We start from the raw sequence: 19,369 nt of genomic DNA on the forward strand, positions 1-19,369 counted from the left end.
CGGCAGACGATCTTGGATGACGGCCTGCAGCGTTCACATGCCCAGCACCGAGAGCTGGTTACCATATGTGGCGAAATGGTTACCATATGTAGTCATTCGGGCTCCAAGCCAAGGCGTCGAAGATCCGAGAACAACGGGTCCACCGAGGCGTAAACGGGGCCTGACCTGGCTAAAAGCTGTCAACGACCCGGTGGCGGGGTCAACGCGACAGTCGTGCGACGGCACCCGCACGATTCCCTGTTCGCCGCACGTCAACCCGGCTACACATCACATCGGGATCAAGAGCCCATCAGCCTGGTCCGGCAGATGCGAACCGCTGTCGATGGTTGCTCCATGGTGGTTTGCGCGCATGGGATCGACGGTGACACGCGCAAGAGACAGGGGCGGCACGGTTGCTCGGCGGTTGCTCGCGTGTACGGGATACGGCCTGGCATACGCATGGTCACGCCCCGACAAAGCTGGGCACCATCTTGCTATCGCATAATGATTCGGCATTTGATGCCATTTATCGGCCTTTGCCTACTGATCACGATTACGCCCGGTCTCGATACCGCTGCGGTCGTCCGCAGCACGATGAAGTTCGGCCGATCTGCGGGCATACGTACCGCGCTCGGCTGTGCCGCAGGGCTTTTCGTGCACGCCACGGTGCGCCTGGTCGAGGTCGCGTAACTGACCCTCGTACACCGTCGCGCCGTCGGGGAACCCGCCGGCGAAGGAGGAGTTCATCGCGCATCTTCGTCACGAGTCTCGATCCATCTGCGAGTTGGCCGCGAGATCACACGTCGACCGATAGGGGAGGGACGGGAGGTAGGTGGACCACTCCTGTCGGGTGAGGTCGCGACCGACGGTCTGACAGGTGTGCGCCTCTGCGGCGCTGGGGTCGAGGGTCCAGCGGATGATCCGGCTGTCAGCGCCACCGGAGACGAGCGCGCCGTCCGCGGTGAAGGCGAGCCCGCGGACGCGGGAGGTGTGCCCGGTGAGGGTTGCGACGCGGCGTCGGGCCCTGACGTCCCAGACCATGACGGTGTGGTCATCGCCAGCGGAGGCGATGAGCCTGCTGTCCCCGCTGAAGGCGAGGGCCTGGACGGCAGAGGTATGCCCGCTCAGCGTGGCGATCTCTGTGTGCGTCACGGCGTCCCAGAGCTTGATCGTACGGCTGTCGCCCGCAGTGGCGATCAGCTTGCCGTCGGGGCTGAGGGCGACGTCCTGGACCCCGCCCTGGCCGGTGGCCGTGCCGTCCAGCCGCTTGCCGGTGGCGACCTCCGTCGTGATGAGGAAGCCGGCTGGGCTGATCGATATGACGTGGCGCCCATCCTGGCTGAAGACTTGCGAGGTGGCGATGAGGCCCGGTTGCTCGACTTTGAGCGCGACGGGCGCGGCGAGGTCGTCGAGGTCCCAGAGGAATGTGCCCAGCCCCGCCGCAGCAAGGAAACGGCCGCTGGGGTCAAAGGCCACATCGGTGGAGGCGCCCTGCCCCCTGTAGGTGAGGAGCGCGGTTGCGTGCTTCCGGCGCCGGACGTCCCAGATGGTGATGGTGTGGTTGCGGGTCACGGCGGCCAGCAGGAGTCCGTCCGGGCTGAAGGCGACGGCCTGGACCACATCCGGGTGCCCGGCGAGCAGGGCCTGCGGCCTGCCCTGGGCGTCCCAGAGCCGCACGGTTCCGTCGGCTCCCGCCGAGGCGATGGTCCGCCCGTCCGGGCTGACCTTGATGTCGTTGACCGGCGAGCTGTGCCCGGTGAACGGTGGGGGCACACGGCGCAGGGAGATGGTGCCCCCGAGCCCGGCGCTGGCGAGGATTGTGCCGTCCCCGCTGAGTGCCAGCGAGGTCGTCTCGGTGCGCCCCCGATCCTGGTAGACCTGGACAGGCTCGCGACGGTGGAGGTCCCAGACGGTGATCTCGCCGTTCTCGTCCGCCACCGCGACTTGCGAGCCCACCAGGGTGGAGGTCGCCCAAGCATAGGAGCCGCGCAGGTCAGGCGTGGATAGCCGGACCGGCCGGTCGCGTTCGAGGCTCCACAGATCGACGCCGCGTGCGTCGCCGGAGGTCGTGAGACGGCGTCCAGCCTGGGCGAAGGCGAGCGTGCGAGCCCCCGGCGCGGGCACTGCGGCGAGTTTCTCGCTGGTGGCCACATCCCAGATGACGGGTTTATGTACCTCGTCGGCCGAGGCGAGGACCTCACCATCGGGACTGAAGGCCAGGGAGGTAACGGCGGAGGTGTGCGCGCGCAGGACCCGGCGGATACCGGTGGATAAGTCGTGTATGGCGATGCCGCCCTTCCCGACGCCGACCGCGACCTTCGTGCCGTCCGGGCTGAGGGCCATGGCCGGAGTGAGGCCGGTCTCGGCAAGCCGGGTCACCCGACTGCGGGTGGGCACGTCCCACAGGACGACGGACCCGGATCCGGACTTCGAATCGACGAACGCGCCGGCGAGCAGCTTTCCGTCGGCGCTGAAGGCCACGGCTCTGGCGAGGCCTGCGTCGCCCTCCAGGGTGGCGATCCGCGTGCCGAGCACCGGGTCCCACAGGGCGATCCTGCCTCTGCTGTGCGCGGAGGCCAGCAGCGAGTGGTCGGGACTGAACGCGATGTCGTACGCGGTAGGACCGCCGACGTTGAGGTCCACCCGAGGGCGGGCAGTGGCGACGCTGAGGAGAGCCCCAAGCGTCTCCTCACCGGGGGAGAGGCGGTAGGCCTCGATCGCGAGCAGACCCGCCAGCCTGGGATCGTTCGAGAGCAGCGATCTTGCCTGCAGGGCCAGCCGTCCAGCGAAGGCGGCCCGCCCCTGCCGCCTGGCCTCGGTACTCTGCAGTACGGCCAGCGCCCCGCTGACCATGGCCACGAGTAGCAGCGCGGCCATGCCCGCGACCAGGCGTTGGAACAGGCGGGCCCGGCGCCTGTCGCGATCGTGCTCGGCCTCCTCCCAGGCGTTGCCCGCGTGAAGGAAGGAGCTTTCGAGCTCGTTCAGCTCCCCTGGGTGATCCTTGGCCCAGGTGCGGGCCGTCATCAACTGAGCTCCCCGGTAGAGCGCCCCCTGATCGCGGTCCAGCGACTCCCAGGACTGGGCGGCCTCGGTGAGCCGCCGGTGGACGAAAAGGTTCGCCCGGTCGTCGGTGAGCCAGCGGTGCAGTCGCGGCCAGGCCCGAATTAGCGCCTCGTGGGCGACCTCGACTCTGTCGTCGTCCAGGACGATCAGGCGCGCCTCGGCCAAACGGTGCAGGACCTCGACGATGACGACCTCGTCGCATAGGCCATCGAGTTCGGCCCGCGCGATGGGCCGCCGAGTGTCGTCGGTGCCGTCGCCGAGCGCGGAGAGCCGCAGGAAGATCAGGCGGGCGGCCTGTTGCTGGTCCCGAGTGAGCTCGCCGTAGACCCGCTCGGCCGTGTGAGAGATCGCACCGCGCACGCCGCCGGTCGCGTGATAAGCGGACATGCCGAGAGCGGCCCCGCTCCTGTGCCGCCAGGTTTCCAGCAGCGCGTGCGAGACGAGAGGCAACGCGCCCGGCTCCGCCGCGGCGTCGGCGAGCAGCGTGGTGAGCAGATCCGAATCCACGTCGATCCCGGACAGGATGGCAGGGCGGATGATGACCTCCCGGAGGTCCGCGGCCGACATCGGCCCGACGAGCAGTTGGGCCTCGTCGTCCAGCGCGTCGACCAGGCCGGGGTGCTGCGTGAAGTGCGCCAGGAAGTCGGCCCGCACTCCGAGCGCCACGGTGGTGCGGCGACCGGGGCCACGGGCGACGTCGAGCAGTGCGTCGATGAAGCGGCCGCGCTCGTCCCCGTCCATGCAGAGGGTGAATACCTCCTCGAACTGATCCACCACCAGCAGCGCCCGGATCTCGTCAGGTTCGGTGGCCAGCGCGGTGCGGATGGCGATGTCCAGCGTGGCCGGATCCCGCCACAGCTCCTCGTGAAGCTGGGTGACATCCGCGCCGGACAACTTCGCCACCTGGCCGGACAACGCCTCCAGGGGATGTGCGGTCGGCGTCATCAGCATGCTCCGCCAGCGGTCGTTCCCTGACAGGCCGCCGAGCAGGCCCGCGCGCAGCAGCGACGACTTCCCGCTTCCCGAGGCGCCGAAGACGCCGACCAGAGGCAGCCGCGCGACCTTGTCCGTTAGCCGGTCGACCAAGCGCGAGCGGCCGAAAAACCATCCCGCGTGCTCGGGCTGGTACGCAGTCAGCCCCTGGTACGGACAGTGTTCCTCGGCCCGGCCTTCGGGCTCGACATCCGCCGGCGCCGCCGAGGCCGCAGTCCAACGCGCCCGCCACTCCTCGGGATCACCGCCGCACGCCTCGGCGTAGGCCAGCGCCACCTCAAGCGAGGGGAGCCGCTCGCCCTTTGCCGCGTCCGCCAGCGTGCTCGGCGAGTAATGCGCTCGCTTGGCCAGGTGGCGATAGCCGGGCGTGCCCGCCTGCTCACGCAGTTGACGCAACTGCCACGCGAAGCGCTGAACAGGACCAGCTTCGGGATCGACAGGATTTTCTGGGCGGCCCACTACTCACCCCCGTTGACCGCAGTTGTTTGTCGGGCTTTCCCGCCTGGTGTCGAACAACTATGGCACGGCTAGACATACCTCTCGATCCGGAAAATATGGTTCGTCGAGAACGGGGGCTAACGTGCGTTTTGTCATTCGTGGCCCGGTGGAGATGTCGCCAGACGGGAGGCCGTCGCCCTCACTTGGCCCCGCGACACCGAGCCGTGGTGGCCTATCTGCTGCTGCACGCCCGGCAGGTGGTTCCGACCGAGCGGGTCATCGAGGCACTGTGGTGAATTTCGCGATCTTGGGTCCTCTGGAACTTCGTAACGGTGAGCAGCCCGTACAGTTCGGAGCCAAGAAGCTCCGACGGCTGATCGCCATCCTCTTGTGTCGGGCGAATGAAGTGGTCTCCGTAGACCAACTCCTCGATTGGATCTGGGATGCTCCGCCCCAGACGGCCGTTCAGAATCTCCGCGTGTACGTGTACCAGATACGGAGGCGGTTGGGCAAGGAAAGGATCTCGTGGGCATCACCCGGCTACCGGCTGGCCGTCCACCAGGGTGAGCTCGATGCGCAGCTGTTCGAGGATCTTGCAAATCGAGGGCGGAAGTCGCTGATGGCGGGCCGGCCGGCAGAAGCGGGCGAATTGCTGCGGCAGGCTCTCGTCCTGTGGCGTGGTGAACCCCTCTCCGATTTCAACGACGTTCCCTTCCTCGCGATTACTGCGGCCAGGCTCGAGGAACTACGGCTCGGTGTGCTCGAAGACCGTATCGAGTCCGACCTGGCGCTCCGCTTGCACTCCCACTTGCTGACCGAATTGGCGGAGATAGTGGGCACGCACCCACTACGAGAGGGCTTTCGTGCGCAGCTCATGCTGGCGCTGTACCGGGCCGGTCGGCAGGCAGAGGCCCTGGAGGTGTACCGAGCGGCCCGCCGGGTTTCGATTGCGGAGCTCGGTCTCGAGCCAGGGCAGCGGCTGCGCGACCTGGAACAGCAGATACTCACCTCCGACCCGGGTCTCGACCCGTCCGCGCCCGTCACGCTGATCACGCCATCTCGACACGATCTAAGGAGACCGTTTCTCCTTCCCCCCGACATCAGCAACTTCACCGGGCGAAACGAACAACTGAGCAAAGGGCTCGCGATCGTCAGCGAGCAGGCCCCTATCCACCCGATCCTCGCCATCACCGGCGGGGCCGGGACCGGAAAGACGACGCTTACCGTCCGTCTCGCCCACCAGGTGAAGTCCCGTTTTCCCGACGGGCAGCTCTTCGTCGACCTGCATGGTCATGCCGGGACCGCCGTGTCGGTGAGCGAGGTCGTGGGACGCTTCATCCGGGCCCTGGGAGTAGCGGGTCAGGACATTCCATCTTCCCAAGAGGAGCGTGTGGAGCTCTATCAGAGCCTGCTCGCCAAGCGCCGCGTCCTCATCGTGCTGGACAACGCTGCGAGCGAGACAGAGATCCAGCCCATGCTCCCGGGCGAGCCGGGCTGCGCGGTCATCGTGACGAGTCGCACACGCCTCGGCGCACTAGCTCGCGAGCAGGTCATGGAGATCGACGTGCTCAAGCCCGAGGAGTCGTTGGAGATGGTGTCCGGGCTGATCGGTGCCGAGCGAGTCGCCGCCGAGAGGAAGGAGTCCAAGGAACTCGCCGAACAGTGCGGGCATCTTGCCCTTGCGATCCGTATCGCATCCGCTCGCTTGAACACCCGCCCTCACTGGCGGGTGGCCGATCTCGTAAAGCGGCTTCGTGACGAGTGGAGACGCCTCGACGAACTCGTCTACGGCGAATTGAATATGCGCGCGAGCATCGAGCCCAGCAACCGCGCACTGCAGCCGCCTGCCCAGCGCCTATTCCGGCTTCTCAGTCTGCTCGACTGCCCCGACTTCACGGTGTGGACCGCGGCGGCCCTGATCGACTCCTCCCCGACCTTCACTCAGAACCTCGTGGATGACCTGGTTGACGCGCGCCTGTTGCACTGGGTCGGCCGCGATTCTGTCGGTCTCGACCGATACGGCTTCCATAACTTGATTCGGCTGTTCGCACGCGAACAGGCATACGCTGCATATTCATCAGAATCAAGAATGGACGCAGTGAACCGTGCCATGTCGCACGGTCACAGGCATACGCCGGATTCCTGAACGCTAGGGGGCAGCAGTGTCCGCTGACGATCACCTCATCTGTCGGGCCACCGCCGCATCCGCATGGGCAGCCAGCACACCAGGCTGCCAACCGGCATCACCAGTCTGCTCGACACCAGGTTGGACAGGACGCGTGGCGGGATGTCGTCAATCGGCGCGCCGGCATCGAGTGCTTCGGCCACCTCGAGATACTGTCGCTTGTCTATGGTGTAGCGCCGAACCCCACCCCATCGCAGATCGCGTACCTGAATGAATCCCGGTCCTCGCCGGTATGCCAGCCTGCCCATCCGGAAGGCTTGAAGCCATTGCTCCACTGCGCCATCTTCCGCGCCATCGACCGCCGCCGGCGGGAACAGATGACTCAGGGTTTTCCAGGCGAACCCCTTGTCCACCTGCAGGGTCCAGTCAACGAAGATGCCAATGCCGGTCAGTTCCCGGACGAGCATGAGTGCCTCGGCGGCTCTGCTCGCGTCCGATCCTTGCCGGAGGTCCAGAGGCTTAGTGATGCTCACCTTGCGGCAGCCGCGTTGGAAGAGATCCTGCGCGTGCGCCGAGGGCACGTGACGCAGCTGCTCCACGCCGAGTGACATGCCTCCAAGCGCTGCGGCCTTCTGGTTGTAGTCGCGGGAGAGTGTGAGTGCGACCTTGTCCATCAGATCCTTCCCACCCTGACGACCGCACCGGAGCGGAGCAGTTCTTGGTTGACCGCTTCCACGGCCACTTGTACGTATTGGCCTTGGTCATGGAAGACGAGTCCCATAAGCTTCCAGCGGTGCAGTAACGCCTCGGCGCTGTCCCGGGCCACATCCGAGCCCAGGCTCTCGGAGAGCCTTCGTGCAAGCGACTCCGCACTGCGCGGATCGTCGAGCAACCGGAACGCGGCGAGCTCCATGGGGTCCTCGATGCTCAGAACGTCCCATCCGAACTGTTCGCGATCACTGACGACGACGATGCGATCACCCAGGTCGCAATGGGTGAGCCGACTGCGGTCCGCTTGCCTCCGCCATTCGTCCAGGGCCGCCTCGAGTCGCCCGGCCAGCTCTTCTCCGATGCCGAGTTGCTCGGACTCGAAGACGTAGCAGAAGTCCAGCAATTCACTTTCGGGGAGGTCGTAGACCAACCGGTACTGCGCGGCGGGCTTGAGCGCACTGAATCCGAGCTCGGGCCGCTCAAAGTAAGGGCTGAATCGTTCGATCGCGATGCGCGCCATCGAGTCAGGAGGCGCTAGGTGGTGGAGTGCTGGCAACTGTTCGATCACCGACTCGTAGTCCTCGGGCAACTCTTCCGGGAACCCGTACAGGTAATTCCATTCAACAGAGATGCCGGTCGTCACCGCGTCACGCAGCAAGCGGACGTTCTGGCATCCGGTCACGCCCTTGTCCATGATCCGCAAGGTCCTGCTGTTCAAACTTTCGATACCGGGCTGGACCGCGAGAACGCCGGCGTCGGCCAGAACGCGGAGCTGGTCACGCTTGAGATTGGATTTGATCTCATAGTGGAAGCGCAAGTCGTATCCCGATTCCGCCAGTTTTGGTAGCATCGAGTTTATGTATCGCATGTCGAGAATATTGTCGACAACGTAGACGTCCAGGGTTTGATGACGCTCGACCAGGTCGATGACCTCTTTAAGGAAGGTATCTGGATGCTTGCTGCGAAATTGCATTAAGGAACCGTTGAGCCCACAGAACGTGCAATGGTGTTTCTCTCCCCACCAGCATCCACGTGCGCCTTCCACCAGCAATGCCGGCTCTGCCCACGTTCGCGCCAGCGAGCCGCTCCGATGCTCGAAGTACTCGTCATAGGATGGCGTGACCATGGCGGCCGGAGCCACTGGCGTCTTCTCCACAGCGTTCTCCTGTGCGGCTCCACGACGATCACGCCAGCAGAGGCCCGGAATGCCACTCACATCCCCGTCGCCGTCCAACGCGTCAAGCAAACGGGGGAAGGCTGTCTCACCTTCACCACGGACAACGAAGTCGACGAACGGGAAGTTGCGCTGTATCGCCGCTCCCTGTGGTCCATCGCAGTTGGCCCCCCCGAACACGGTGATGGTATCCGGCGCCAGTTTCTTGATCTGTTTTGCCGTGGCCAGCGAGGCTGTGTTCTGCTGAAAGGTCGTGGTGAATCCGACGACATCGGGTTCCCAGGCGACCACCGACGCAGCCACCTCCTGGACGAACTCGGGAGATTGCTCGTGGAGCAGGCGACTCACCTTGAGATAGCGCTCAGGAATGTTTCCGCGCATGGTTTTTTCGAACTCTTCAAGTCGCCATTCCGAATTTCCGTACAGAGCTGAGGAGAATACCCAGTCGCCGCATCCCAAGAAATAAGACTCCAAGCTGTAGAATTTGTAGTCGGCAGAGTTCAGCGGGACTCGATCCGCCAGCCAGTCGACGAATCCCAGGTTAGCGTAATTGGCATATAGCTCATCATCAGGGCGACTTTCTCGGACACAACCTACGAGAATACCAAGCGCGATGGACGGGAAATCTACTGCCGCCCACGGCATGTTAACCAGGGCCACACGCATCTGACTCTCCTGACTTGTTCGGTGCGTAACCGCCGAGCATGAATTCGCCGACGTTCGATTCCTCGAGCGAGTCAATGCCAGTCGCTTCCGCGAATGCAACGGAATCACCGGTGCCAAGCGCGCAGGGGGCGAGCCCCATAGCGGTCGCGACGAGATACATGACCTGATAGAGGACGCCGACATCCTTGAGAATCAGGGAGTAGGCAAGCTGCTCGTACTTCCACATCACGCGTCCAAAGCGCGCGGTGATGACCATGAGAAGCTGGGGCTGGTCCGACACTCCTGCCGATGCGCCTGCGAGGGCGAGCATCCGGCTGACTTGTTCTCCGTCCGCATGGATGGAGACGAGTGCGTGCTCCTGGGCGTCGTAGTGGTACAACCCAGGTTCGAGGCCGTCGACGTAGCGGACGACAGGATAGATCTCGAGCTCGTAGAGCGAGCCTCCACCGGGATAGGGACGGCTCAGAAGCTCGAGGCCGTTGCGAGCCCACTTTCGCCTGGTGCGCGCGCACCGGTAGAGAAACTCGCCCACAGCGTCGACTTTGAGAGGGCTGTCGTCGTCGTGTGCGCGGATAGAAGTGCGATTCTCAAGCGCCGCAGTCAGCGTCAGGTCAGTACGGCGAAGCTGATCGAGGTCCGGCCGATGGAGCAGGATCCGCTCGCCGATGATCTGCGGGCGCTCGGCGGGAACCGGGTCGAACCGCCCGTCCGCCCACCCCGTGCCTCCATAGCCCGTGGAAGACTCCCTGAAGCGAGTTCGCTCATGGAACCACAGATCGTGGGTGTTCCATTGGCTGAGCCGGAACGTATCCCGCTCAGTGGCAGGGTCATCTACGAGTAATCCGCCCCATGCCAGGTCCTGGCGGAGCCGTTCCTCGAGGTGGTCACCAGCCGGCTCGCCCATGTCGAGCGCTCGGGCAAGGGCCGAGAGTGCTCGACTGCGCACCTCGACTCGGCACCAGGCAAGAGGGGACTCGATGGTGATTCCCTCGCTGCTCTTGCGCATGATGGCGAAGCGTGAGAGCACGGCCGTAGCCGGGACCTTGGCCGGCCGTTGGCGACCCGGAGATCGCAGTGGATGCATGGTGTACATAGCGTCACCGTCACGAGTGATGGTGACGGCCAACCAGCCGTCGACCAGCAGCGGCCAGATCTCATGCCCACGATCCTGACTGGCCACGTCTCCTTCACTCAGGTCTCGCAGCAACGCGCGAGTGCTCTGAGTGGCCCGCCCAAGAGGTACTCGCCGACGCCCCTTCAGGAGCCACACACTCCCCGAGGACGTGATGACCCCCCGGACACCTGCCCCGAGCGCGATCCGTTCGTCAATCGATGGCATGGGCTGCTTCATTCTCCAGAAGAGCCGTCTTAATGACCGCTGGATCCCCGACTGCCACCATCACCAAACGGGCACGGTCGAGATGGTGGGCGGCGGCTTGTACGACATCGGTTTCCACGGCAGCGATGTGGCGGGCCGCTTCCTCCACACGATCGAGTCCGTGTCCCTGCTCGTGAAGACGTCCATACACACTGACGATCTGCTCAGAGGTCTGCATGGTCAGTGGAGTTGAGCGGATGAGGCATTCCTTGACCGTCTCCAGTTCCCCCGAAGGAAGCCCGTCATCGATCAACCGCTCAATCTCCGCTGCCATCACCCGTACCGCTGGTCCGGTTGACGCGGAGTCCACCGCGGCCTCCAGGATGAGCTCCGGCAAGTAGACACCGGACACCTTACGCACGACGAATGAGGCGGCGGCGCCGTAGGAATAGCCCTTCTCTTCGCGGAGGACGGTGTTCAGTCGCGAGCCGAACCAGCCGCCCAGGGCATAGACCGCGAGGTGCAGTGCGGCAGCTGCCCGAGCGGTCATCGGTTCTCCCGCTCCGCCGTACAGCACATGCGTTTGGGTGACGGACGGCAGACTGGAGATGACGATGGGCTCCAGTGTCGGCCGCAGTTCCCTCACCTCAGCATGCGTCACCGGGCCGCCACCTGACCAGCCGCTGAATGCTGCTCGCACATCCGCATCAACGTCCCCACTCAGATCGCCCGCGAGCAGGAGGATCGCGTCCTGCGGGGCTACGATGCGCGCGTATCTTTTCCGGACGGCTGCGGCGTCGATGAGGGTCATGGATTCGTGAGTGCCTCCCGATGGGCGGGCGTAGTTCGAACCTGGCAGGTGCACAGCACCAATGAACTCGTGCCTTGCCCTTACCTCGGGGCGGGCCCGCTCACTACGGATCTCCCCGGCCCGCTGGAGCGTGAGTCGTTTGATCTCGGCGTCCGTTAGGGCGGGCGCCATCACCGCCTCTGCCATGAGCCGGAGGATCTCCCCGAACCTCGCCGCCGGTCCCACTGCCGTCAGGGATGCGCCGTCATGGGTGCAGTCGGCCGTCAACGTGGCGCCAAGCTGCTCGAGTGCGTCGAAAGAGCCGTTCGTTCCACGCACGCTTGGGCCTCCTGCCATGGCGTGCATGAGAATCCGCGTGATCCCGCCCTCGTCCGGGTTCTCGCTCCCCGCGCCGTGGCCGAAGACTAGCCGGGCCGCCATCATTCCTCGTCTGGGCAGATTGGTGAGCGCGGCGGTCAGGCCGTTCGGCAGAGTGTCCGACTCCCACACCCGTTCCGAAGGCGTACCTGCTGGTAGCACTGCGGGGCGTGGATATGCGGAAGAGTTCATGCCGTTCCTTCGCTGTAGCACAGAACGACGTGGCGGGTGCTGCCACTCCACGGACGCATCGCGTCGCGGACCTGTGTGAGACCTGCCGCGTGGATGTCCGTGAGGGCGGTGTTGGCCAGGGCTGCGTCTCCGCGCACGACGGCATGCCACGAGAGCTCATCGGCTTTGCCATCAGCCGTGTCGGTGCGCGCGAGCCAACTCGCGTCGAGGTAAGCCAGCGCCCGATCCATCTCGTGCTGTTCAGGACCGTGTTCCACCAGTGCGGCGACCTCCTCGTTGAAGGCCTGCTCAAGCTCTCCCAGCCCTACTCCGGGCCGGGGTACGAGTTGGGCGATACCTAGTGAGGCGTCGATGGCCAGCGGAAGAAGATTCAGGTGCACGCTGGCGGCGAGTTCCCTCTCGTGAATCAGGCGGGTGGCTAGCCTGCTGCCATTGCCTCTGGCGGCGATCGTGGCGGCCAGACGTGAAGCCGGGAAGGCGGGAGAACCAGCAGGTGGCAGCGTGCACCCGATGAACAGCCGGGCGGGCAGCCGTGTGCGTTCCTCGATCCGGATCTCGAGCGGGCCGAGAGGCGGGGCAATCGGTCGCCGCTGCGGCTTGCGCTGCGCCGGACGCAGTCCGGAGAAGTACTGCTTGATCCAGTTCAACGCGCTCGCTGGGTCGAAGCCGCCGGAGACGGTCACCACCGCGGTGTCCGGCGCATAGTAGGAGGCGAAGAAGGAGCGAGCATCGCCGAGTGATGCCAGCTCCAGATCTCGCATGCTTCCGATCGGAAGATGATCGTACGGATGACCGATCGGGAACAGCGCCTCGACCACTCGCTCTCGCGCGCTCCCGTACGGGGCGTTGTCGATGGACTCACGCCGCTCGTTCCGCACCACATCACGTTGAATGTCGAGGCTCTCCTGCGTAAGCGTGTGGCTGAGGCCGGACAATCGGTCTGCTTCCAGCCAGAGCACCAGCTCCAGTGCCTCCGCCGGAACCACTTGGTAATAGGCCGTCCAGTCCATCGAGGTCGTTGCGTTGGCACTGCCACCCAGACCTTGGACAAGGCGTAGGTGCTCACCCGCCGCGACGCCAGGCGAGCCAGAGAACATGAGGTGCTCAAAAAGATGGGCGAGGCCGGTGAGCCCCGGCTCCTCGCAATGCGAACCCACCGCATATCTGAAGGAGACCGCGACAATCGACTGGGTCTGATCGGGGTTGAGGATCACCCGAAGTCCGTTATCAAGCGTCTCCTCAAGATATTCTATTCGCGGAGATAGCACGGTCATCGCTCGCCTTCATAAAAATAACGATACTTGCAGAGTCGCGCGCCGGCCGTGACCGCCTCATTTTTCGGCACGGCCGGACACGTTTTCCGCTACTTACTCGGCAGTGCTATCCACAGGCGCATCCGCCGTTGAAGCTGACGTTGTTCTGGCCGACGATGTCTTCGTCCTCGAAGGAGTGCCCCTCCAGGTCGGCATCGTCCTCACTCACAGCCTTCTTTACACTCTTGGCGAGCTTGAGCGCGTTTTCCATCTGCTGGTCGAACTCCGGAGAGAGCTCGCTGCCGGCGTCGAGTTCAGCCATTTAATCCTCCTGCTAACCGATGAAGCGGGATCAATTGATCGCCACTCACAAGCTACAATTCAATGTATCGCCTAGCAAGATATTTTGCTCGAAATGTGGGGCTATATTTTCATGGGTCAATCAATTGCATGCTATCGCAGGCGCTCCCACCATTTCAGGAGCGCCTTTACGGGAATATTTCCTGTATTATCGGATTGATGAGGCTATTTCCTTGACCGCCCTTGCCTCGTCGATCGCCAAGCAGATCCGGGCCGACAATCTCTCCTCTCCCAGCCGCGTAGAGACGCTTAGACAGCCGAGGAGCGGCAGAAGCCTGGCGCCGGATCCCCGCACGGCGCCAAGGAGATCCATAGCTGTGTCGAGGTACCGGCCGTCTTGCTCGGACAGGGCCCTGGCCCGTGCTGCGAGGATGCCGATATCCCAGGGCACTTCTCGCGCCCCGGATGGCAATGCCGGGGGGATGCCGGCAGGGTCGAGTACGAAACCGCGCAACTGACAGCGGAGTGCGGCATTCTCGAGCCCGATCGCCTTGTACATAGCGGCGGCTTCATTCGCCGCCCTCACCGAGGTGGCCACATCGTCGGCGAGTTCCGCGATCATGCTGCGGAATTCCTGGACACCGGCGAGTCCGGGCTTGTGCCCGATCTCAGAAAAGACGGACTCCGCCTCCGCGATCATCTCATCAGCGGTATCGACCGCTCCGGCCATGCATTGGAGCAAGGCCGCAGGACAGCCGACCGCGGCCTTGAGCATGGGCGCTCCACCTGTCTCCCGCCACAGGTCGAGACATCGCGCGAGCGCCCCGGCGACCGGGGTATCGCTATAGGCCAGGCATAGAGCCAAGTTGCCGTGTATCTCCGTGAGGCCGAACCGCGTGTTGGTTCGAACGGCCATGGCATGAGAGCGAGTGAGCGACTCCTCGGCTAGGAGATAGTCGCCGCTCCTGGCGGCGCTCAGTCCCTGGACCAGCAGAAGCCGGGATCGACTGCCCGTGTCACCCGCGCGTTCGGCCAGCTCGCCGGCCTCCGTGAGCAGATCCTCGTCCCACCTCAAAGCAAGCTCGGTGACTCGCAGGTTCGCCGCCGCAGAAAGGTTCGCCACATCAGGAACTCGTGAACGCAGATCCTCAACGATCGTGAGCGCTTCAGAAACTCTTCCGAGTGCCCCGAGTGCGTATGCTTCGATCGCTCCTGCCTCCGCTTCGAGATCGAGGGCACCCGGAGCGATCTCCCGGGCCCGCTCTACCAGGGCAAGAGCGCGAGGCAACTGACCACAGGAGACCATGAAGCGTGCGGCCGAGCACAAGCAGCTGGCCGCGCGCCGCGCGGCCGCTCTTCCGGCATCAGAGCCAGGGGCGATCTCGTTCCACGCGCCGTGCGCCTTCTCCGCATGCACCGCCGCCAATTCGATCGCCTCAGGCCTGTGCTGGGCGAGCTCCTGCAAGCGGACCATGATCCGCTCGTGAACGGCGGCTCTGTCGTTCAGGGTCATGAGGGCGTACGCGACGTCGGCGGCCGCCTGACAGTCGATCTGTTCGGGTTGCGACTCCACGGTAAGCAGGCCTGTCTGCGTCAGTTCGCTGACCGCTGCGTCGAAGTCGCGTTCATCTCCGCCGCAGGTAGCCGCCACATCGAGGAGACTCACATCGCCGCCCCATGCTCCGGTGCACGTGAGCACGCTCCGCGCCATCGGTGTCAGCCTGTCTAGGCGAGCTCCCATGGCCGCCTCCACCGATGGTGGAATCAGCTCTTCCGAGTCATCGTTAGACAACATCGCCAGCTGTTGCAGGTACAGGGGATTGCCTCGACTCCGGCGAAGGATTTCCTCTGCCCTAGCCGTTGGGAGATGTGTCCCATGCTGCTCCGAGATCTTCTTCAGGAGAGTCCGAGCGTGATCCTCGTCCAGAGGGAGCACTCTCATTCGTCGTTCTCCGTGCCCGTCCATGACCTCCATTTCGCGCCCGCTCATCAGGATGGCTAACCGGGCATCGCGCTCCCGTAGCCTTCCGATCAGAGTCCTGACAGCCTCGCCTGCTGCTGGATAGTCATCTACGAGGATGAGCAAAGGTAGGTGTTCGGCCAGCTTGACCACCCGTCGTTCGAGGGTCCACCTCAGCTCCTCGAGCGTCTGGACGATCTCTCTGGCGCCCTGCTGTATCTCGATCCCAGCCCTTCGTTCGAGCGGGACCAAAGCCTCCCCCAATTGGTACAAGGGCCAGGTCCCCAGACGATCGTCATCGCGCCGGCAAGGCACCATGAGGACATGGCATTGGACACTTGCCTCCGCAGTGTTGCGAGCGTCGAGCAAGATCCTCGTCTTGCCTACTCCAGGCTCCCCCTCCAGGACCAGAGCTGAGGGACTAAGCGCCGCCAATCCGGTCGATATCCACGAGACCAGCTCCCGCCGAAGCTCTGATTGATTCACGATCGACGGACGGCTGTCCTCCCGTGGCGTCGCCATGCCACCGACCTGCCATGCCTGCAGCGCCTTGTCGAACCCCTTGGCCGCCACGGGACCGATCGGATGGGTAGTGATCCGCTCGTTGACGAGCAGCCAGGTCTTCAAATCGATCACGATGCTGTCGTCCTCAGCTGCTTGCTGAAGGCGTGCCGCCCGGTTCATCACCGCGCCTATCGCGAAAGAGGAATCCCTTCTGCTCGCCATGACCCGGCCGGAGGCGATGCCGTACCTGACCCTGAAGTCGACGCCCCGCCTCTGGAGATCCTCGGCGTGAGTGGCCAACCGATCGAGCGAGTCCTGTGCTGCCTGAATCGCTCTAAGGGCGTCATCCTCCCGGCCGCCATCGGCGCCGAACACGCCGACCACCGCATCGCCGATGAACTTCTCCAGCCGCCCGCCGCCCGTACTGAGCGCGCCGCCCACCTCGGCGAAGTAGTCGTCGAGGACAGAACTCCACACCTCTGGTCGAAGTCGCGCCGCCAACTCCGTAGACCCGGCTACGTCGCAGAAGACCACAGTGACGAATCGCAGTCGAGGAGAGTCGTCCTCACTGGATCCCAGGTTGTGGCCGCAGCGCATGCAGAACCTCGCCGCAGAGGGATTGGCGGTCTGGCAGCGCAGGCAGGCGGTCTCGTTCTCTACCAGCACAGCCCGCCACCGTCCATATGCCCCTCCAGATCGTCGCCCGCCTCCTCCAGTCGCTGCTTGATGTCCGCTAGGAGAGCGATCTCCTCGTCGGTCAGCGACTCCATCACCGCGAGTTGCTCGTCGTTGGCGAGGTGGAGCTCGAATCCGAGTTCTTCCAGTCGGGAAAGGTCTGCCATGGTGCCCGCTTCCTTCTGTCGGTGAGGTCGGCAATTACGTCGGCCAGTCCACACACCGTGGTGAGCGCGCTCGTGACGACCAAGGCGCTCAGACGCGGGGACAGCGGCAACGCATCGAGGAGACGTCCGAGTTGGTCGCCATGCTCCTGGTCGAGTTCGGCGTGCTGGGAGATCGTGGTAAAGGCCGTGAGGCGCAAGCCGTATTGCTGAGCCAGTCGCGGAGCGAGATCGCTCGCTGGAGGAAACCATTCAAGTACCGCGATGTGCCCCAGAAGGGCGACGGGATGCTCATGGAGCAACCAGTAATACTGCGCCCCCACCAGGCGGGCGATCGAGCCGGCCGGAATCCGCTGCTCCAAGGCGACCGGATCACCGCCCGCTTGACGAAAATCCTCTCGGACCCAGTCGTCGTGACCAGCCTCGTCTCCGGCTTGTGCCGCCAAGTAGGGCAGCAGAAGTGAGGACACGGTATCTGGCCGACGAGCACATTCCTGTTGGGCCGCGATAAGCAGCGGGACCGTGGCCCGCATCGCGTCGTGGGCCACGCCCAGCCATTTCAAATACGTGCCAGGTGGTGACTCGGATGCCCACATTTGGTTGACCAGACGACCCAGCGACGGCATGGCCAGTTCGAGCACCCCGCGCAACCGGACTCCAGGGAGAACGGAATCACGCACTTGTACCCTCCATCCCGGCCAACGCGACAACCATCCGGGCGGCGTCGGATGATCGTCCGACAGCCTCGTGAGCGGCGTGACATGCGTGGCAGATCGACAGATACTCGGCTTTCGCCGCCATCGACAGGTGCGGCAACATCGCCAGGGCTCGCGGGCCCTGACCGCCGATGACACGCAGAACCGGTGCTTCCCGCAGAGATCGCAACGCGACCCCGATTTCGCTCCGGTGCCGCACCGATCTGCGCAGGTCGTCGTGCCCCGCCGCCCTCATGATGACCGGCTCACTGCAGCACGCGATTACGGTGCCGTCATAGCGGATGGTCGGGGAGTTCGTGAGCCCGCATGGACCGTAGGCGGCCATCGGCCGCGGTGCGGGGACGCTGAAGACCTGACGCCCGCGGCCGTGCGGCAGAGGGGCGACAAGATTGACTTCCACGCTGTCTGGCAACCATGACAGGTTGGTCGTCGTACGTTCGTTCACGATCTGCAGGATCAGGTGGCAGCCCGCGTCCAGGATCAATTCAGCCGCGCGCCGGAGGCGATCCTCCGCGACCTTTCGTGTGTGAAAGCTATCCGTGCTCAGGACCACCGTGGCGACCTTTCGTAAGGTTCCCGGAATCCAGGACGCGATACGACGAGTCCCCGCCCAATGGCCGCTGGTGAACACGACCGTGGGGATGCCCGCCTTGTGCATTGCCTCGGTCGCGTGGGTCAGCCCCCATCTCTCGGCGAAGGGCTCACCGCCGGTGATGGCGAGCACTTCAAGCTCCTCGACCTCGGCCAAGCCCGATACGATCTCGCGGAACAGCGGCCGATCGGTGATGGTGGGGCTGTCGGGACGCGAGGCGACGGAACAGTGGCCACAGCCCACAGGACACCGATCCGTCAGGAAAAGCAGTGCTGTCGCGCCTGGAGTCCGGCGAAGGCGCGACATATTCGAAAGAGTCACCTTGGTCATCGGGACACCGATCTGCCAAGCTCGACCAGGCTGGCATGGTGGGCAGCCCCGCAGGCTAGAGCGGACTCGCGCGCAGACACCCTGCCGGTCAATTGCGTAGCCAACCGCTCAACCAGTGCTCCTCGCGGCGAATTCAGATAGGCGCCGGCGCGGTGAGCAACCTCATCCGCCTCCCCTCCCATGGCGACACAGGTGGTGCAGGCGCCGCCCTCTTGTGCTCCGCGGCCGAACTTCTCTCGTACCAGCCTCGGACCCAGTAGGCGCACCGCTCGTACGGCAGGGTGCTGGAGGCTCCTTTTCCGTACTTCGGCCCACGAATCCACTGCGGCGTCACCCAGCACCAGGTGCGGCGGCTTTGCCGGCTCGACTAGGCTTTGGCGGCTGCACGCGTACACGGTCCCGTCGTAGCCGACCAAAGGCCAGGTGGCGACGGTGCAGGGGGCCACCGAAGGGGGATCTGGTGGCAACGGTCGTACGGTCAGCAACTCTGCGGCCCGCCCCGTCGGCTGCAGCGGAGTCACGAGTATCGGGACGCGGTCAGCGAACTCTCTGCGGATATCGTCGACCAGTTCCGTCAAGTACGCATCCCCCGGGGAGCCGGTGAGCTGGAAACTGACCGCCGGCACCTCCTCCATGATCGAATGCATGGCATGGAAGACGTCCGCTCTGCTCACCTCCCGCTCGTGAAAGGCATCCAGGCTCGCGGCGAAGTGATCGACGGTCGTGATCGCCCGCATGATCTGGTCCGGGGGCCGGCGTCGTTGGTGCCTGGCGAAGAACATCCCGGACAGAAGATACGACCTCGTCCCAGACTGCCTGGCCGTGGTCGCGAGCTCGCTGACAAGCTTCGGCCGGAGCAGAGCTTCTCCTCCGGACATGACAATGACACTCGGATGCTCGTCCGCAGTGAACGTTCTTGCTAGCCGAAGGAAGGGAGCGCCAGCGAACTGCTCGGCAGTCGCTGACGACTCGGTCGAGCAGTGAGCACATGACAGCGGGCAGCGTCTGGTCAGGGCCATCAGCAACCCGGCCGCGGGCACCGGCCGAA

14 protein-coding genes are annotated in these 19,369 nt (G+C 64.6%); 1 reads left to right on the forward strand and 13 read right to left on the reverse strand.

Going from position 1 to position 19,369, the window contains the following annotated elements; all coding sequences use genetic code 11:
• Window positions 1–519 precede the first annotated feature (519 nt).
• Complete coding sequence (locus tag ACIBHX_RS47430) at window positions 520–726, reverse strand: hypothetical protein (protein ID WP_397075001.1); 207 nt, start codon at window positions 724–726, stop codon at window positions 520–522.
• 12 nt (window positions 727–738) lie between these two features.
• On the reverse strand, window positions 739–4,494 hold the full coding sequence (locus tag ACIBHX_RS47435; protein WP_397075002.1) for a helix-turn-helix domain-containing protein: 3,756 nt from the start codon (window positions 4,492–4,494) through the stop codon (window positions 739–741).
• Between the two features lie 271 nt (window positions 4,495–4,765).
• Here ACIBHX_RS47435 and ACIBHX_RS47440 point away from each other — a divergent pair, with 271 nt between their 5' ends.
• The gene (locus tag ACIBHX_RS47440) at window positions 4,766–6,619 is read left to right on the forward strand and encodes a BTAD domain-containing putative transcriptional regulator (RefSeq protein WP_397075004.1); all 1,854 of its coding nucleotides are present in this window, start codon (window positions 4,766–4,768) and stop codon (window positions 6,617–6,619) included.
• A gap of 35 nt (window positions 6,620–6,654) precedes the next feature.
• Here ACIBHX_RS47440 and ACIBHX_RS47445 read toward each other — a convergent pair whose 3' ends face one another.
• From ACIBHX_RS47445 to ACIBHX_RS47495, 11 genes are all read right to left on the reverse strand, one after another.
• On the reverse strand, window positions 6,655–7,272 hold the full coding sequence (locus ACIBHX_RS47445) for a DUF5825 family protein (RefSeq protein WP_397075005.1): 618 nt from the start codon (window positions 7,270–7,272) through the stop codon (window positions 6,655–6,657).
• The gene (locus ACIBHX_RS47450) at window positions 7,272–9,149 is read right to left on the reverse strand and encodes a RiPP maturation radical SAM C-methyltransferase (RefSeq protein WP_397075007.1); all 1,878 of its coding nucleotides are present in this window, start codon (window positions 9,147–9,149) and stop codon (window positions 7,272–7,274) included. The genes ACIBHX_RS47445 and ACIBHX_RS47450 overlap by 1 nt, the downstream gene beginning before the upstream one ends.
• The gene (locus ACIBHX_RS47455) at window positions 9,130–10,329 is read right to left on the reverse strand and encodes a SagB family peptide dehydrogenase (protein WP_397075009.1); all 1,200 of its coding nucleotides are present in this window, start codon (window positions 10,327–10,329) and stop codon (window positions 9,130–9,132) included. The genes ACIBHX_RS47450 and ACIBHX_RS47455 overlap by 20 nt, the downstream gene beginning before the upstream one ends.
• A 145-nt stretch (window positions 10,330–10,474) precedes the next feature.
• On the reverse strand, window positions 10,475–11,767 hold the full coding sequence (locus ACIBHX_RS47460; RefSeq protein ID WP_397075010.1) for a M16 family metallopeptidase: 1,293 nt from the start codon (window positions 11,765–11,767) through the stop codon (window positions 10,475–10,477).
• A gap of 56 nt (window positions 11,768–11,823) precedes the next feature.
• Window positions 11,824–13,101 (reverse strand): M16 family metallopeptidase, encoded by a 1,278-nt coding sequence (locus ACIBHX_RS47465; RefSeq protein ID WP_397075012.1) that lies wholly within the window; start codon window positions 13,099–13,101, stop codon window positions 11,824–11,826.
• Between the two features lie 106 nt (window positions 13,102–13,207).
• Window positions 13,208–13,402, reverse strand: a complete 195-nt coding sequence (locus tag ACIBHX_RS47470) for a hypothetical protein (RefSeq protein WP_397075014.1) — start codon at window positions 13,400–13,402, stop codon at window positions 13,208–13,210.
• A gap of 186 nt (window positions 13,403–13,588) precedes the next feature.
• Window positions 13,589–16,510 (reverse strand): adenylate/guanylate cyclase domain-containing protein, encoded by a 2,922-nt coding sequence (locus tag ACIBHX_RS47475; protein WP_397075015.1) that lies wholly within the window; start codon window positions 16,508–16,510, stop codon window positions 13,589–13,591.
• Window positions 16,501–16,686, reverse strand: a complete 186-nt coding sequence (locus tag ACIBHX_RS47480) for an aroma-sacti cluster domain-containing protein (RefSeq protein WP_397075017.1) — start codon at window positions 16,684–16,686, stop codon at window positions 16,501–16,503. Before ACIBHX_RS47480 ends, ACIBHX_RS47475 begins: the two co-directional genes overlap by 10 nt.
• The gene (locus ACIBHX_RS47485; RefSeq protein WP_397075018.1) at window positions 16,614–17,363 is read right to left on the reverse strand and encodes an iron-containing redox enzyme family protein; all 750 of its coding nucleotides are present in this window, start codon (window positions 17,361–17,363) and stop codon (window positions 16,614–16,616) included. Before ACIBHX_RS47485 ends, ACIBHX_RS47480 begins: the two co-directional genes overlap by 73 nt.
• Entirely contained in the window at window positions 17,356–18,321 is a 966-nt protein-coding gene (locus ACIBHX_RS47490; RefSeq protein WP_397075020.1) for a hypothetical protein, read from the reverse strand. Before ACIBHX_RS47490 ends, ACIBHX_RS47485 begins: the two co-directional genes overlap by 8 nt.
• Window positions 18,318–19,103, reverse strand: a complete 786-nt coding sequence (locus ACIBHX_RS47495) for a hypothetical protein (protein WP_397075022.1) — start codon at window positions 19,101–19,103, stop codon at window positions 18,318–18,320. The genes ACIBHX_RS47490 and ACIBHX_RS47495 overlap by 4 nt, the downstream gene beginning before the upstream one ends.
• Between the last annotated feature and the right edge of the window lie 266 nt (window positions 19,104–19,369).

It is taken from the genome of Nonomuraea sp. NPDC050536, from assembly GCF_044457685.1.
In the GTDB taxonomy this organism is placed as follows: Bacteria; Actinomycetota; Actinomycetes; order Streptosporangiales; family Streptosporangiaceae; genus Nonomuraea.